The organism is Algorimicrobium echini (assembly GCF_900115185.1).
In the GTDB taxonomy this organism is placed as follows: Bacteria; Bacteroidota; Bacteroidia; order Flavobacteriales; family Flavobacteriaceae; genus Algorimicrobium; species Algorimicrobium echini.
In genome coordinates this window covers 195,500-210,106 of the sequence record NZ_FOVN01000002.1, presented here as the reverse complement: position 1 = coordinate 210,106, position 14,607 = coordinate 195,500, and the positions used below count along the sequence as shown (strand labels likewise).

Genomic DNA, 14,607 nt, shown 5'->3' with positions numbered 1-14,607 from the left:
TTAGTGGTTAACCATGAAATTTCTTTTTGGTGGTTTTCAATGAAGTAATAGAAAAAGCCTCATACTATTTTTGTTCAACACTAAATCTAATATTATGAAAAATGCTTTTAAAATAGTAATTTTTATGTTACTGGTGCTTATTTCATCTTGCTCAAAGGATGACAGCAATCAAGAATCACCTGAAATTGAAAGTTCAACACCAAAACTTTCATCGTTAACTGCCATTCAAAATACGAATACCTATGCTTTAAGTTTTGTTTATAATAACATGGGGAAATGGATATCGGGAAGCAGTTACAATCAAAACTATACCATAAGCTATACCCCAAACGGTACTATTTCTTTTTATGAAAAGGAAGGAAGTTCTAGCTCGGATGTCACTTACTTATATGACTCGAGCGATCAGTTAAATAAAATTATATATGACACTTATGAGGTAGATTTTGTTTACAGTAATGGAAAAATGGTAGGGCTCAATTTATTTGATACAGACCTAATAGCTTATATCGATTTAACATATAATGAAAACGATTTAATTGAAACCATAACAGACAGTAATGAATTAATACGTTACACATTTACCTACGACCATTTAAACAGGATAGTAAGAGTAGATGAAGCAAGCGTAAACATGACTGGAGATGAATATGTAAATACATATTATAGAATTTACACTTATGAAAATCATAAAAATCCAGTTTATGAACTATTACACCCGACATTTGGAACTAAACAAATAACGTTTTCTCCATTAAACATTTTACCTGAAACACAGAAAATATTTCAGAATTCAGAAACCCTAGACATGTTCATATTTTCTGAATATCACGTTAAATCTATTAAAAGATATCATATAAGTTCTGATACCACAGTGCTAAACAATTTTGAATGCCAATATACTTTAGAAAATAATCTAGTTACGTCCCTTACAATTAACTATTCAGATTCTTACAACACACAGTCTTCACAAACCATACATTATACATATCAAGAGCCATAAAATTATAAGCTTATTTCAAAAAAAAGTAATTAAAAAATAAAATATCATGAAAAAAATAATACTTTATACCTTTTGTATTTTGTCAATGTCTTCTATGGCGCAACGTGGCATAAACTATTCTGCTATCTTAAAGGATAATGCTGGAAACCTATTAGCAAACCAAAACGTCTCATTAGAATTTTCAATATTTCAAGGCCTTTCTCAAAACCTTGTCTATACCGAAACACACTCAGCAACCACAAACGAAAATGGATATGTATCTGTTGTAATTGGCAATGGAACCATCACTTTTATCGATGGAAATGGCGTGTCTTTTGAAAGCGACAGACATTTTATTGAGACAAAATTAGATTCTGGTTCTGGATTGGTTTCCCTAGGCATCACCGAAATCCAAACAGTTCCGTATGCCATACATTCTGAAAGTGCCAAAAGGATAACCGGAACTGTAAATAACTTATCTGATGCAGATCAAGACACTACTATAAAAGTAGAAAACATAGCAGATTCTGACAAAGTAGAAATACAATCTAACGGCACTACTGAACTGGTATTAGATCAAACAGGTCTTATTATTGGAAGTTCTGAAAAAGCATATAATACCAGTTTGTTAAATTCGAAAAGAATGTTTTACGACAAAGAAAAATCAGCTTTTAGAGGCGGTTTTAACAATAATGAAAATTGGGATGATGCCAATGTGGGTTTATACTCATTTGCCTATGGTTTCAACGCGGAAGCAACTGGTCAACAATCCATTGCTTTTGGCGCCAATACCCTTGCTAGTGATGGAAGATCTTTCGCAATAGGTTATGAAACACAATCATTGGGAAGGGATGCTTTTGTAGGTGGCTGGCAATCAATAGCGAGTGGTGATGAAACCTTTGTCTATGGAGATAATAATATAGCTTATGGTGTGGGTAGTTTTGCTACGGGAAGGTACACCTATACAATTCATCCATATTCTTCGGTATTTGGGTCAGGAACAAAATCAACTGGACAAAATTCTATGACTGTAGGTCAACATAATTTAGATTCTTCAAATTCACTTTTTGTAGTTGGAAATGGAACTTCTGATACTAATAGAAGTAATGCTTTTCAAGTTAAAAATGATGGTACCGTTCTTTTGCCAAATTTAGCTAATGGAGAAACTCAAGATCTTCAATTGGATGCAGATGGCGCTGTAATTGTTAAACCAATACAAACTAAAAAATTAGTATTATCAGGGTTAAATTTAGTTCCAGAGGGTGAGTCGTTTGAATACATCAAATCGTCCAATGGTTTAGCAGTACTACAGTCAGGGAATTGGTTCATGCCAATAAATCTTCCTGAAGGAGCCATTATTAAAAGACTATCATTTATTTACAAGGATACCTCTGTTGCAAATGTTACCTTTTCATTAATCAGAACGTCTTTAACAACAGGTTCAACGACAACTTTATATACATACAATTCTATTAATTCTGGAAATACATTTCAAACTATTAATTCAGATGAGTTAACAATTCCAATAGCAAATTTTTCCAATTATGTTCTTAATATGATTACTGGAAATAATTTAGATGCATTAAGAGCAATTCGAGTTGAATATTTAGAACCTTAAACGTATTAACATGAAACAAATAATATTGTTATTTACATTGCTATTATGCAATTTTTTAAGTGCCCAACAATTAGTAAGAGATAATTTTAATTCTGGAAGTAATGAAAACGCTTTTGGTGTTGAAGTTATTGGTGAAACATTCAATCACCAAGCGAATGCCACTATATTAATAATTGAAACAATTCTTGATGCCACATATAGCGAAACGCTATCGGTTTTAGAAGAAGGTACTTTTCAAAAGATAAAAATGTACCCCAATCCAGTTGAATCAATCATTAACATAGAATTTGAAACCATTTTTAAAGGTGAACTATCATTAATTGATGCTACCGGAAAAATAATACTTAAAAAATCAATTAACCACATATATACTAATATTAATATGAGCTATTTACCTTCTGGTTGGTACATATTAGTTATTAGTGATGATATAAATCACAAAAAAAAGCAACTTAAAATAATAAAAAACTAACACATGAAACTTCATTACATTTTTTTTGCATGTTGCTTATCTTTTCAAGCAACAACAGCTCAATATGAATTTGAACAAGTAGCAGATATTAACATAGGTTCAAACAGTAGTAGTCCAAGACATTTTATGGAATATAATGGCGAATTATATTTCAATGCTTCAGTTAGTTTTCAACAACGTCTCTACAAAACTTCTGGTTTTGGAGCTACATTAGTTTCAGATTTAAATGGCAATAGTGCAGGTTATAATCCAAAACCGTTAACAGTTTTAAACAATAAATTGTTATTTCATGGGTCTTCACAGGCCGAAGGCATGGAATTGTTTGTTACCGATGGAACAGCTTCTGGTACAGAAATTTTATTGGATATTTTCCCTGGCCCAACGGGTTCAAGTGTTTCCGATAACATTGAGTTTTATGCTGAATTGAACGGAGAACTTTATTTTTGGGCAAGAGATGTATCAGGACCTTTCTCGCTTTGGAAAACAGATGGTACTGCGTCTGGAACTGTAAAAATTTTGGAGCCAACTTTTACTGCTGGTTTAAATTATATGAAAGCTTACAATGGAAAAATTTATTTTAGTGCTGGTAGTTCTCCTGGAGCAAACTATGAATTGTATGTTACAGATGGTACTGCTGCAGGTACCGGATTATTTTTAGAAATTAATCCTTCAACTGCAAATACATTAAATGCAGGATCAAATCCGAGAGATTTTTATATTTTTGATGGTTTCCTTTTCTTTTCAGCTGATGATGGGATTCATGGTAGAGAACTTTGGAGAACAAACGGAACAGCCGCTGGTACAACTATGGTGGCAGATATTTTTCCAAACAATCTAAATCCAGCATTTGGAAAAGACAGTAGTCCAAGTTTTTTTATAGAATTTAATAATGAACTTTTTTTTGCAGCCAGAGGCTATGATACTGGTTTAAACCAGATTACTGGTCAAGAATTATATAAATATACAAATACAAATGGTTGGAACAAAGTCATGGACTTTTATCCAGGACATTTAAATAGTGGATTAAGCGCAGGATCAAATCCTTTTTTCATTTTAAATAATGAACTTTATGTATCTGCACAAGATGGAACCGTTGGTTTAAATTTATTTGAAATTTGGAAAACCGATGGCACAGAAAGCGGCACCTTAAAAATGATAGATACTCAAACATTAAACAATGTTTCTCCTAACTTTTCTCTGTTAGACAAAAGTTTTGTTATTTTGAACAACAAATTATTTTTTGAACATAATCTCCAACAAGTTTGGGTAACAGATGGCACCAACGCTGGAACACAACAATTAACCAACATGGGTATTGTAGACGTTCCTACTGGTGTAACCGTTTTTCAACCTATTGTTTTCAATAATGAAATTTATTTTGATGGCAATTATCCCAGTCAAGGGGTAGAACTTTGGAAAATATCTGATACCACATTATCTGCTTCAAATGTTTTAGAATCAACTGAAATATCCATTTATCCAAATCCAACCAATAGCCTACTTAATATTCAGCATTTGCCTAATTCTCAAAAAATGACATTGAAAGTTTTTGATCTATTAGGAAAAGAACTCTTAAGTACCGCAAACCAAGACACAATAGATGTGAGCTATTTAAATTCAGGAACTTATATACTTCGTATCCAAACAGACACAAAAATTTATAATAAAAAATTTATTAAAAAATAACTTTAAAAATTCACTTAATACAGGCTGAATATGTTCAGCTTTTATTATTTCATAGGAACTTCAATAAAAAGTAGTCCTGAATCTTGATTTGCTGTAATAGAAAATAATTCTGTTTCCGAAATACCCATAGCATCTCGAGCTTCTAAATTTTGATTTTCTACTGTTACTTTTCCAAAAATTGTCATCAAATACACACCATGATTCTTACTTTTTAATTGGTACTCAAAGGTTTTACCTTCATCCAAATCAATTCTAGAAATAATAGCGTCTTGATGAATTTTTAAGCTTTCTTCATGAATTTCATCAATCGAGGTAACCAACGTTTGTAATTTGTTTTTTCTAGCTGCTTCTGGGAAAGTTTTTTGTCCATATCGTGGTTCTACATTTTGTTTATTTGGTATAATCCATATTTGAAACAAGCTTAAATGTTCTTTAGGTGAACCATTAATTTCGGAATGTTGTACTCCCGTTCCAGCACTCATAACTTGTACTTCGCCAGGAAGTACTTGTTGCCAATTTTGGTGCATATTGTCACGATGCTTTAAAACGCCACTTAAAGGAATCGTTATAATTTCCATATTGTCATGAGGATGTGTTCCAAATCCCATTTTTGGTGCAATAACGTCATCATTTAAAACGCGTAATGCCCCAAATTGAACTTTATCCTTATCAAAATAATTGGCAAAACTAAAAGAATGGTTTGCTTGCAACCACCCATGGTTAGCAAAACCACGATTTTCCGCTTTGTGTAGTACTGTTCTCATAATTTTATATTAATTCTTTTTAATGGAAACATTTATTTCACATTATTAATGTTATTTAACCCATCATTATTATCGTAATTTATCCAATAAATCACTCAAATGCCCTGCTTCTTGTTCGGATAATTTTTCTAAAAAATCCATATTTAAATCAGTAGAAATCTCTTTCAAAAGAGATAAGCCATCTTTCGTTATATGAATATATACTACCCGTCTGTCATGGTCACAAGGTAAGCGCTCTATCAATTTTTTTGAAGACAGTTTATCCATAAGTCGTGTGGCATTAGGCGAACGTTCAATCATTCTTTCCTTAACTGTTTGAGCTTTTAATGGTACTCCTGCTCCTTTTAAAATTCGTAAAATATTGTATTGCTGTGGCGAAATACCAAATGGTTTGAAAAATGCATTCTGCTTGTTGGTTATCCAACCAGCTGTATAGAGTATATTAATGAGTGCCTTAACTTTATTATTTTCAAAACGTGATTGTACGTCTTCTGCAATATTTCCCATGACCAAATTATTATTAATTTTTAATTTCTATGATAAATAATATCCTGATATTCGTGCTGGTTTTTATTAAATACGTGTTGTACAAATGGACAACTTGCTACAGCTTTCATATTATTTTCCCGTAAATATGTTACAGCAGAATCTACTAATTTAGAACCAACACCTTCCCCTTTCAAGGAATCGTCTACCTCTGTGTGATTAATGTCTATAACGTTTTTTTCTTTAAACTTATAAGTCATTTCAGCTTTTTGCTGACCATCTATAACCACATAAAATTTACCGTTTTTATTTTTCTGTTGGTGTTTAATTTCCATAATTAATTTCATTTTTAAATTGTTCAATTTTATTTAGCAATTCTGAATTCAATGCTTCTTCTACAATTTTTCCATCTTGAAAATGAGTACCAAATAGTGGCAATGAAAAATCGGCTACAATACGAGCCTCATGTCTTGGAAACCGATCTTTTGCCATTGCTAATACAGATGCACCACCTCTTCCTCCAGGCGATGTTGCCATTAAAAGCATCGGTTTATCTGCAAATGTTTTGGCATTAATGCGCGACATCCAGTCAAAAGCATTTTTAAATACCGTACTATAGGCACCGTTATGTTCTGCTAATGATAGTAATATGCCATCAGAATTTTGAATCTGATTAAATAAATTTTTAGCGGAATTAGGATGACCATCTTGTAATTCTCTATCAATACCATAAAGTGGCATTTCAAAATCATTTAGGTCTAAAATAGTTACTTCAAAATTGGCATCTTGAATCAAGTTAGCTGTATAATTTACCAACTGTTTATTTATAGACTGTTTACTATTACTTCCTGCAAATGCGATAATTTTTTTCATTTTATTTATTAATTCTTTTGTTAAAAATATACGATACTACTAATAATATTAAAGCTAGGACAGCGCCAGATTGCTCACCATCTCCAATCATATAATGTGCAAAAAACGCTAATATAAATGCAAAAAAGAACCCTGCATAAGCCCATTCTTTTACGAGCTTAAAACCAGGCATCCACAAGGCAATTAGACCTAGGAGTTTAATAACAGCATAAGGATATATAATATAGGTTGGGTAACCAAAATTGGTAAACATAGCCGCAACTGCATCGTGGTTAAAAAAGTACATACTTACTGAATACAGCATTAAAATAGTTAATAACCCTGTTGTGACATAATAAATTATTTTATCTCTTTTCATTTTAATCGTTTTTAATTTGAATACAAATGTATAAGAAATAATTATATTTTCCAAGGAAAATATTTCCATGTAAAATTATTTTATCAAAATAATCACTTTCAAACCAAGATCTACTTTCGTAAATTCGTAGCAAAGAAAAATACTATGGATATCAACTTCAATAAAAACGAAGATCATAATAAGCTACTTGTTTCTGAATTAAAAAAACGCCTAGCGCACGTAAAGCTTGGTGGAGGAAAAAAAAGTATTGAAAAACAACACGATAAAGGCAAATTAACAGCCCGAGAGCGTATAGATTATTTATTGGATTCTAAAAAACCAGCCATTGAAATTGGTGCATTTGCGGGAGACGATATGTACGAAGAACATGGAGGTTGCCCATCTGCAGGTGTGGTTGTGAAAATTGGCTATGTAAAAGGAAAACAGTGTATGGTTGTTGCTAATGATGCAACAGTTAAAGCGGGTGCTTGGTTTCCTATAACGGCTAAAAAGAATTTACGCGCTCAAGAAATAGCTATAGAAAATAAGTTACCAATTATTTATTTAGTGGATTCTGCCGGTGTTTACCTGCCGTTACAAGATGACATATTTCCAGATAAAGAACATTTCGGACGCATTTTTAGAAACAACGCTATAATGAGCAGTATGGGCATTACCCAAATTGCTGCCGTAATGGGAAGTTGTGTTGCAGGTGGTGCTTATTTGCCAATTATGAGTGACGAAGCTTTAATAGTAGATAAAACAGGTAGTATCTTTTTAGCCGGTAGTTATTTAGTAAAAGCAGCTATTGGCGAAACAATAGACAATGAAACATTAGGAGGTGCAACAACACATTGTGAAATATCTGGTGTTACCGATTATAAAGCAAAAGACGATAAGGATGCTTTAGATAAGATAAAAAACATCATGGATAAAATTGGGGATTATGATAAAGCAGGATTTAATCGTGCTGATGTCAAAAAACCAAAAGAAAACCCTGAAGATATTTATGGAATTATTCCAAAATCGCGTGCAGATCAATATGATATGTATGATATTATTAAGCGTTTGGTAGACAATAGTGAATTTGAAGAATACAAAGCTGGTTACGGCCAAACCATCATAACCTGTTACGCACGTATTGATGGCTGGGCTGTAGGAATTGTTGCCAACCAACGTAAATTGGTAAAAACCAAAAAAGGCGAAATGCAATTTGGTGGTGTTATATATAATGATTCGGCCGATAAAGCTACTCGGTTTATTGCAAATTGCAATCAGAAAAAAATTCCATTGGTATTCTTACAAGATGTTACAGGCTTTATGGTTGGCAGTAAAAGTGAACATGGTGGCATTATAAAAGATGGTGCCAAAATGGTAAATGCAGTTAGTAATAGTGTGGTACCGAAATTCACCATTATTTTAGGTAACAGTTACGGTGCTGGTAATTATGCTATGTGCGGAAAAGCCTATGATCCACGATTAATTGTTGCTTGGCCAAGTGCTGAACTTGCTGTAATGAGTGGAAATAGTGCTGCAAAAGTATTATTACAAATAGAAAAAGCATCTCTTAAAAAGAAAGGGGAAGAAATTACCAAAGAAAAAGAAGACGAACTATACAAAAAAATAAAAGACCGTTATGACAATCAAGTATCGCCTTATTATGCAGCGTCTCGTATTTGGACAGATGCCATTATTGATCCGTTAGATACCCGAAAATGGATAAGTATGGGAATAGAAGCGGCAAACCATGCACCTATTGAAAAGCCATTTAATATGGGCGTTTTACAGGTATAATGTTTAAAAAACAATCAGCTTCATCAGTCTTTACAATCATCTTACTTATATTAGCTGGTGAAGCTGTTTTTGTTTTACCTTTTGTATTAGCACGAATATTTAGACCTACTTTTTTAGAAGTCTTCGTCATTAACAATACGCAATTAGGAAGTTGTTTTTCAGTTTATGGCATTGTTGCCTTTATTTCGTATCTTTTTGGTGGTCCATTAGCCGATAAGTTTAAACCTAATAAACTTATGGCTGTGGCCTTATTTCTCACAGCACTTGGCGGATTTTATCTCGCTTCTTATCCGTCTCTAATTTTACTCCATGTACTTTACGGTTTCTGGGGATTCACTACCATATTTTTATTTTGGGCTGCCATGATTAAAGCAACTCGAATTTGGGGAGGCACCAATAATCAAGGTATTGCATTTGGGTTTCTTGATGGTGGACGTGGTTTAACAGCAGCATTTTTTGGCACTTTTGGTGTTATACTGTTTTCAACATTTTTAACGTATGAAATTGATGAATCAAGCGTAATTGAAAAACAAGAGGCTTTTAGAATGGTTATTATGGCTACCTCTTCAATTGTTGCATTAATTGGTGTTTTAGTTTATTTCTTTCTTAAAAGTGATAACTATTCTGAAATAAGCACTAGTAATTCAAAAAAACTAACACTCGAAAACTTTAAGATAATTATGAAATATCCAAGTGTTTGGTTACTCATGATTATTATTTTGTGTGCTTATTTTGGCTATAAAATGACCGATGTTTTTAGCCTTTATGCAAAAGACGTAATGAAATATGACGATATAGATTCGGCTCAAGTTGGTACATATCTATTATACATGCGGCCAATTATAGGTGTTACTATTGGTTTATTAGCAGATAAAACCCGAGCCTCTTTTTGGATTGTTATTGGTTTTTTAATGATGCTATTTACAAGTTTAATATTTTCGACTACCTTCTTGAATAGTAGTGAAACTGTCCTATTTATTTTATCTATAATTATCATGTCCATTGGAGTGTATTCTGCACGCGTATTATATTTTGCTACTTTGGAAGAAGCTAAAATACCATTGACTCTCACTGGTACTGCTGTTGGCTTTATATCTATAATTGGCTATACACCAGATATCTTTGCTGGTCCTATAATTGGATATTTATTAGATGCCTCACCAGGTGTTTTAGGGCATCGACATGTTTTTATGACCATGGCTGTTTTTTCTTTTATTGGTTTATTAGCAGCTTTTGCTTTCTATAAAATTTCAACAAAAAAGAGCGCTTAATGTATTTAGCGCTCTTTACTTATTTTTTAATTATACCATATAATTATCACAAACTATTATATGCATTTACCAATCGAACAAATTCGGAACGATACCCATTTACGTCTTGACCTCTACCCTGTTTTGCTAAATCCAATACATCATTCAGTTTGGAATTATTATCATATTCCGAATGGCGCAATTGCATACCATATAAAGCAACCGCTGAAGCAAATTTCATATCAATAGATGCTTGTTGCACGTTATTTTCATGCACATGAATCATCTCAATGCTTTTATCACCATCTGGTTTTTTGTAGCGGAATTTTACGGTAAACAATTCATTAGAAAAGTTAGACTTTAACTCCCGTTTGGTATATTTTAAATCAGAAATACCTTTTAAATACTGGCTTTTCACACCAACTGGAATAACTTCATATAAAGCCGTAACGGTATGTCCACTTCCTAATTCACCAGCATCTTTGGTATCATCAATAAAATCTTCATCAGCTAATAAGCGGTTTTCATAACCAATTAATCGGTAGGCTTGAACAATGGCAGGATTGAATTCTACTTGAATTTTCACATCTTTTGCTATTGTAAACAGGGTACCGCCAAATTCCTTACCAAATACTTTTTGCGCTTCCTGCATTGTGTCAATATAGGCATGGTTACCGTTGCCTTTATCTGCTAATGTTTCTAACTTGGAATCTTTATAATTGCCATAACCAAACCCTAAAACGGATAAGAACACACCTGTTTTGCGCTTATCTTCAATCAATCTCTCCATGTCTTTATCTGAAGAAGCGCCCACATTAAAATCACCATCTGTTGCCAAAATAACCCGATTATTACCATTTTTCTTGAAATTCTTTTCAGCCAAACTATAGGCTAACTCAATACCTTGTCCTCCTGCAGTGGAACCTCCAGATTGCAATTTATCTAAAGCTGTCAAAATTTTCTCTTTCTCAATGCCTGATGTTGGCTCTAAAACCACACCTGCTGCTCCGGCATAAACCACTATGGAAACATAATCTTTTGGGCGTAATTGATTTACTAATAATTTATAGGCCGATTTTAATAAAGGCAATTTATTAGCACTTCCCATAGAACCAGATACATCAATTAAAAAAGTTAAATTGGATGCTGGTAATTGGTCATTTTCATAGGTTTTTCCTTGTAAACCAACACGTACTAATTGTGTATCTGCATTCCAAGGTGTTTGAATTTGTTCGGTATTTATGGAAAATGGATGTTCGCCTGTTGGCTGCGGATAATTATAGTCAAAATAATTTACCATTTCTTCAATCTTAACCGAACTCGCAGGAATTTCCTGTCCACTATTAATCATCCGTCTAATGTTACTGTAGGATGCTTTATCTACATCTATTGAAAACGTTGATAACGGTTTTGTTTTCACGTTTTCGAAAGTATTTTCTACAATTTCTTCGTAAACATCATTATTATCATACGAAATTGGTTGACTTATATGATGTTTGACTTCTTTAGGTAGTTTATAATTGCTCCCTTTTGTTGATACAATAATAACACCATTTGAACCTTGGGAACCATACAAAGCACTTCCGCCTGCACCTTTTATAACATTTGTACTTGCAATATTTTTAGGTTTCATGTTCGCTAAAGTTTCAGCTGATGAAATTTTTCCATCAATAACAATAAGCGCTTGATTCGTTCCAGAAATTGACCGATTACCACGTAAAACAATACGTGTAGTTTGGTTGCCAGCTGTATTCATGGAATGAATCTGTAAGCCAGAAACCCTACCTGACAAAGATTGAACCGTATTTGGGTTGGAACTTTGTGTTAATTGCCCTGCAGACACGACTTGAGATGACGTTTTCAATCGTTTATTAGTTCTTCTTACTCCCATTGCAGTAACCACTACTTCTTCCAAAGATTCAGAATCCACTTGCATGGCAAAGGAAATAGTGTCTGTTTTTTTCTTGATTTTTCGTTCTGCAGTTATATAACCGATAAATGAATAGGATATAGTAGCACCTTCACTTGCTTGAATGGTATATAGTCCGTCAAAATTGGTTTGAGTACCATCTGAAGCTCCTTTAACTATAACATTCACGCCTGGTAATGGCAGTCTGTTTTCATCTGTTATGGTACCTGAAATTGTTTTTTTTTGTGCGTTTATATGTAAACTTATAAAAGCCACACAAACAATTAGTAATAGATTTTTCATGGTTTTGTGTTTTAAATTCTAGGTAAACCTAAAACACAACAACCATTATAAAAACTAGGAATTCGTGAATGGGTTATTTGATTGAGGCAAGTGTCTTTTTTCGTTGTATTTTTCCAGACTGGGTTTCTTGAAAATGTTTTACAAAGAAAACATCTTTAGGGATTTCATGTTTACCTAATCCAGCGAAAACAGTTTTTTGTATAGGTTCTGGCTCACCTTCTACCACTAAAATAACACGCTCACCCAGTTCATCATCGGGTAATGATGCTATAAAAAATCGAGTATCTAAATGAGCTGTCAGTGCATTTTCAATTACTTCAGGATGGACTTTAACACCTCCCGTATTAATAACGTGATCAATCCGTCCTAACCATTCAAATGCTGTTTTACCTTGCAATTTAACAACATCATTGGTAACAATAATGTCTTCAGAAATATTTTTGGCATCAATAACCAAACATTCCCTTTTATCTTGTGAAATTATAACTCCTGGTAATACTTGAAAATACGGTTTAGATATTTCTTCAGAAAAATTATTCAGTTGCTTTACGGCAATATGACTAACGGTTTCAGTCATACCATAAGTTTCATAAACTGTTGGTTTTATAGTTTGAATGGTCTTTTTCAAATCATTTGAAACCGGTGCTCCACCAACGATAATGGTTTTTATTTTGCCTAATTTAACTAGATTCTTTTGTAATTGCATAGGAATCATTGCTGCAAATTGGTAAATTTTACGTGTATTAATAGTTAAATTCTTTTTTGGTGGAATGATATCCAAATACAATCCCAACATCATGGCACGAATCAACATCATTTTTCCTGCTATCGTTCCTGCTGGCAAACATAATAGTGCACGATCCTTTGGTTGTAACTCAAAAAAATTACCGGTTGTTAAGGCCGAATGCACCATAGCTTGTTTACTAACTTCTATACTTTTAGGAATCCCTGTAGAGCCAGAGGTTTGAACGGTAAGTGTATCTTTTGAATCTAACCAATCTGCTAAAAATTCGCCAATAGCTATTTCAAAATCATCACCTTCCTTGATGAAACTATAGGCAACTTCCTTTAAACCTTCCCGATTATAATGAAAGCCATTTAATTGAAAATGATTGTGTACTTTATCAAATGTAGGTACCATGATTAATTAGTTATTTGTTATATTTTCTGTTTCAATTTGTGGTGCTTCCACAGTTCCAAAGAGTTTTTCTTTCCAATTAGTCCAATTATATTTTTTTGAAAACACAAATAGTACAATTGGAAAAACGACAAAAACAGGCATAAATACATCCATAAAACCAGCCGCTCCAGGCAATGAAATGTCTTTAAAAACAGAGTGCGTTTGAAGTGCTGTCCAATCTGCAGTTACTAATAGAGCTGTAAATAAATTGTTGGCAGCATGAAACCCTAAAGCTAACTCTAAACCCTCATCCATTAACGTTGCAATTCCTAAAAATAAACCTGTTCCTACATAATAAACCATGACGATGTAACCTAATTGTTTAACTTCTGGATTAGCAATATGTAATAATCCAAAAACAACCGAAGTGGTAATTAAAGGAATCCATTTTGTTTTGGTAATAACTCCCATACCTTGCATTAAATAGCCACGAAACAAATACTCTTCAAAGCTGGTTTGTAATGGAATTAAAATAATAGCTATTAAACAAAGAATTATAAATGGTACCAGTTTGAAGTTTAAAACATAATCTTCAGGTGATAAAAAATAGTCTATAAAAATAAAACTAGTAGATACAAATCCCCATAAAATAAAAGCAAACCAAAAACGCTTCCAGTCAATTTTTTCTCTTGCAGTGGTTAGAGAAACAATAGTTTGTTTATGAAGATATTTAGCCACAATAAAAAGCCCTACCAAACCAGCGGCAAAAGATAGCAGCATGAGGAATAGGTTTAAATTTGGTTCTAATAATGTCATTAAATCAGCTTCATTCATTCCTAAAATACTATCACCTTTAGAAATGGCTTTAATAAAGACAGCTATGGTAAATGGAATTTGTCCTAGCAAAACAGCCATAAAAACAGCAAGAATTCCAATAATATATCGCCACCATTCGTGAAGACCTTTAAACGCTTGAGCTATATACATATTTTTTATTGTGTTTATATTTTAATGAA

At 32.9% G+C, this 14,607-nt stretch carries 14 protein-coding genes; 6 read left to right on the top strand and 8 right to left on the bottom strand.

Annotated elements, in window-relative coordinates:
- Nucleotides 1–94 precede the first annotated feature (94 nt).
- From BM239_RS07110 to BM239_RS07095, 4 genes are read left to right on the top strand one after another with little or no spacing between them, the layout of a single operon-like run.
- Complete coding sequence (locus BM239_RS07110; RefSeq protein WP_092206976.1) at nt 95–1,000, top strand: hypothetical protein; 906 nt, start codon at nt 95–97, stop codon at nt 998–1,000.
- Between the two features lie 46 nt (nt 1,001–1,046).
- Nucleotides 1,047–2,597: a hypothetical protein gene (locus tag BM239_RS07105; RefSeq protein WP_143094903.1), complete on the top strand. Its 1,551-nt coding sequence runs from the start codon at nt 1,047–1,049 to the stop codon at nt 2,595–2,597.
- Nucleotides 2,598–2,607: 10 nt separating this feature from the next.
- Entirely contained in the window at nt 2,608–3,069 is a 462-nt protein-coding gene (locus BM239_RS07100) for a T9SS type A sorting domain-containing protein (RefSeq protein ID WP_092206974.1), read from the top strand.
- A 3-nt stretch (nt 3,070–3,072) separates the two neighbouring features.
- Nucleotides 3,073–4,755 carry a T9SS type A sorting domain-containing protein gene (locus BM239_RS07095; RefSeq protein WP_092206973.1) on the top strand — a complete coding sequence of 561 codons (1,683 nt, stop codon included), beginning with the start codon at nt 3,073–3,075 and terminating at the stop codon, nt 4,753–4,755.
- A gap of 44 nt (nt 4,756–4,799) precedes the next feature.
- Here BM239_RS07095 and BM239_RS07090 read toward each other — a convergent pair whose 3' ends face one another.
- From BM239_RS07090 to BM239_RS07070, 5 genes are all read right to left on the bottom strand, one after another.
- On the bottom strand, nt 4,800–5,519 hold the full coding sequence (locus tag BM239_RS07090) for a pirin family protein (protein ID WP_092206972.1): 720 nt from the start codon (nt 5,517–5,519) through the stop codon (nt 4,800–4,802).
- A gap of 69 nt (nt 5,520–5,588) precedes the next feature.
- Complete coding sequence (locus BM239_RS07085) at nt 5,589–6,026, bottom strand: MarR family winged helix-turn-helix transcriptional regulator (RefSeq protein WP_092206971.1); 438 nt, start codon at nt 6,024–6,026, stop codon at nt 5,589–5,591.
- 20 nt (nt 6,027–6,046) lie between these two features.
- Nucleotides 6,047–6,340, bottom strand: coding sequence for a GNAT family N-acetyltransferase (locus tag BM239_RS07080; RefSeq protein ID WP_092207526.1), 294 nt, complete (start codon nt 6,338–6,340; stop codon nt 6,047–6,049).
- On the bottom strand, nt 6,330–6,878 hold the full coding sequence (locus tag BM239_RS07075) for an NADPH-dependent FMN reductase (RefSeq protein ID WP_092206970.1): 549 nt from the start codon (nt 6,876–6,878) through the stop codon (nt 6,330–6,332). Before BM239_RS07075 ends, BM239_RS07080 begins: the two co-directional genes overlap by 11 nt.
- Nucleotide 6,879: 1 nt before the next feature.
- Nucleotides 6,880–7,236 carry a DoxX family protein gene (locus BM239_RS07070; protein ID WP_092207524.1) on the bottom strand — a complete coding sequence of 119 codons (357 nt, stop codon included), beginning with the start codon at nt 7,234–7,236 and terminating at the stop codon, nt 6,880–6,882.
- A 144-nt stretch (nt 7,237–7,380) separates the two neighbouring features.
- Between BM239_RS07070 and BM239_RS07065 the strand changes: the two genes are divergently transcribed.
- Nucleotides 7,381–9,009: an acyl-CoA carboxylase subunit beta gene (locus BM239_RS07065; protein WP_092206969.1), complete on the top strand. Its 1,629-nt coding sequence runs from the start codon at nt 7,381–7,383 to the stop codon at nt 9,007–9,009.
- Nucleotides 9,009–10,280 carry an MFS transporter gene (locus BM239_RS07060; protein WP_092206968.1) on the top strand — a complete coding sequence of 424 codons (1,272 nt, stop codon included), beginning with the start codon at nt 9,009–9,011 and terminating at the stop codon, nt 10,278–10,280. Before BM239_RS07065 ends, BM239_RS07060 begins: the two co-directional genes overlap by 1 nt.
- 46 nt (nt 10,281–10,326) lie before the next feature.
- Here the strand turns inward: BM239_RS07060 and BM239_RS07055 are convergent, their stop codons facing one another.
- The 3 genes from BM239_RS07055 to BM239_RS07045 all read right to left on the bottom strand — a co-directional run bounded on the left by BM239_RS07055 (nt 10,327) and on the right by BM239_RS07045 (nt 14,578).
- Nucleotides 10,327–12,471: a VWA domain-containing protein gene (locus BM239_RS07055; protein WP_092206967.1), complete on the bottom strand. Its 2,145-nt coding sequence runs from the start codon at nt 12,469–12,471 to the stop codon at nt 10,327–10,329.
- A 73-nt stretch (nt 12,472–12,544) separates the two neighbouring features.
- Complete coding sequence (locus BM239_RS07050) at nt 12,545–13,612, bottom strand: AMP-binding protein (RefSeq protein ID WP_092206966.1); 1,068 nt, start codon at nt 13,610–13,612, stop codon at nt 12,545–12,547.
- 6 nt (nt 13,613–13,618) lie between these two features.
- Complete coding sequence (locus BM239_RS07045) at nt 13,619–14,578, bottom strand: CPBP family intramembrane glutamic endopeptidase (protein ID WP_092206965.1); 960 nt, start codon at nt 14,576–14,578, stop codon at nt 13,619–13,621.
- Between the last annotated feature and the right edge of the window lie 29 nt (nt 14,579–14,607).

Coding starts and splice junctions, on each gene's coding strand:
- BM239_RS07110 (WP_092206976.1), top strand. CDS start 95: ATGAAAAATGCTTTTAAAATAGTAATTTTTATGTTACTGGTGCTTATT.
- BM239_RS07105 (WP_143094903.1), top strand. CDS start 1,047: ATGAAAAAAATAATACTTTATACCTTTTGTATTTTGTCAATGTCTTCT.
- BM239_RS07100 (WP_092206974.1), top strand. CDS start 2,608: ATGAAACAAATAATATTGTTATTTACATTGCTATTATGCAATTTTTTA.
- BM239_RS07095 (WP_092206973.1), top strand. CDS start 3,073: ATGAAACTTCATTACATTTTTTTTGCATGTTGCTTATCTTTTCAAGCA.
- BM239_RS07090 (WP_092206972.1), bottom strand. CDS start 5,519: ATGAGAACAGTACTACACAAAGCGGAAAATCGTGGTTTTGCTAACCAT.
- BM239_RS07085 (WP_092206971.1), bottom strand. CDS start 6,026: ATGGGAAATATTGCAGAAGACGTACAATCACGTTTTGAAAATAATAAA.
- BM239_RS07080 (WP_092207526.1), bottom strand. CDS start 6,340: ATGGAAATTAAACACCAACAGAAAAATAAAAACGGTAAATTTTATGTG.
- BM239_RS07075 (WP_092206970.1), bottom strand. CDS start 6,878: ATGAAAAAAATTATCGCATTTGCAGGAAGTAATAGTAAACAGTCTATA.
- BM239_RS07070 (WP_092207524.1), bottom strand. CDS start 7,236: ATGAAAAGAGATAAAATAATTTATTATGTCACAACAGGGTTATTAACT.
- BM239_RS07065 (WP_092206969.1), top strand. CDS start 7,381: ATGGATATCAACTTCAATAAAAACGAAGATCATAATAAGCTACTTGTT.
- BM239_RS07060 (WP_092206968.1), top strand. CDS start 9,009: ATGTTTAAAAAACAATCAGCTTCATCAGTCTTTACAATCATCTTACTT.
- BM239_RS07055 (WP_092206967.1), bottom strand. CDS start 12,471: ATGAAAAATCTATTACTAATTGTTTGTGTGGCTTTTATAAGTTTACAT.
- BM239_RS07050 (WP_092206966.1), bottom strand. CDS start 13,612: ATGGTACCTACATTTGATAAAGTACACAATCATTTTCAATTAAATGGC.
- BM239_RS07045 (WP_092206965.1), bottom strand. CDS start 14,578: ATGTATATAGCTCAAGCGTTTAAAGGTCTTCACGAATGGTGGCGATAT.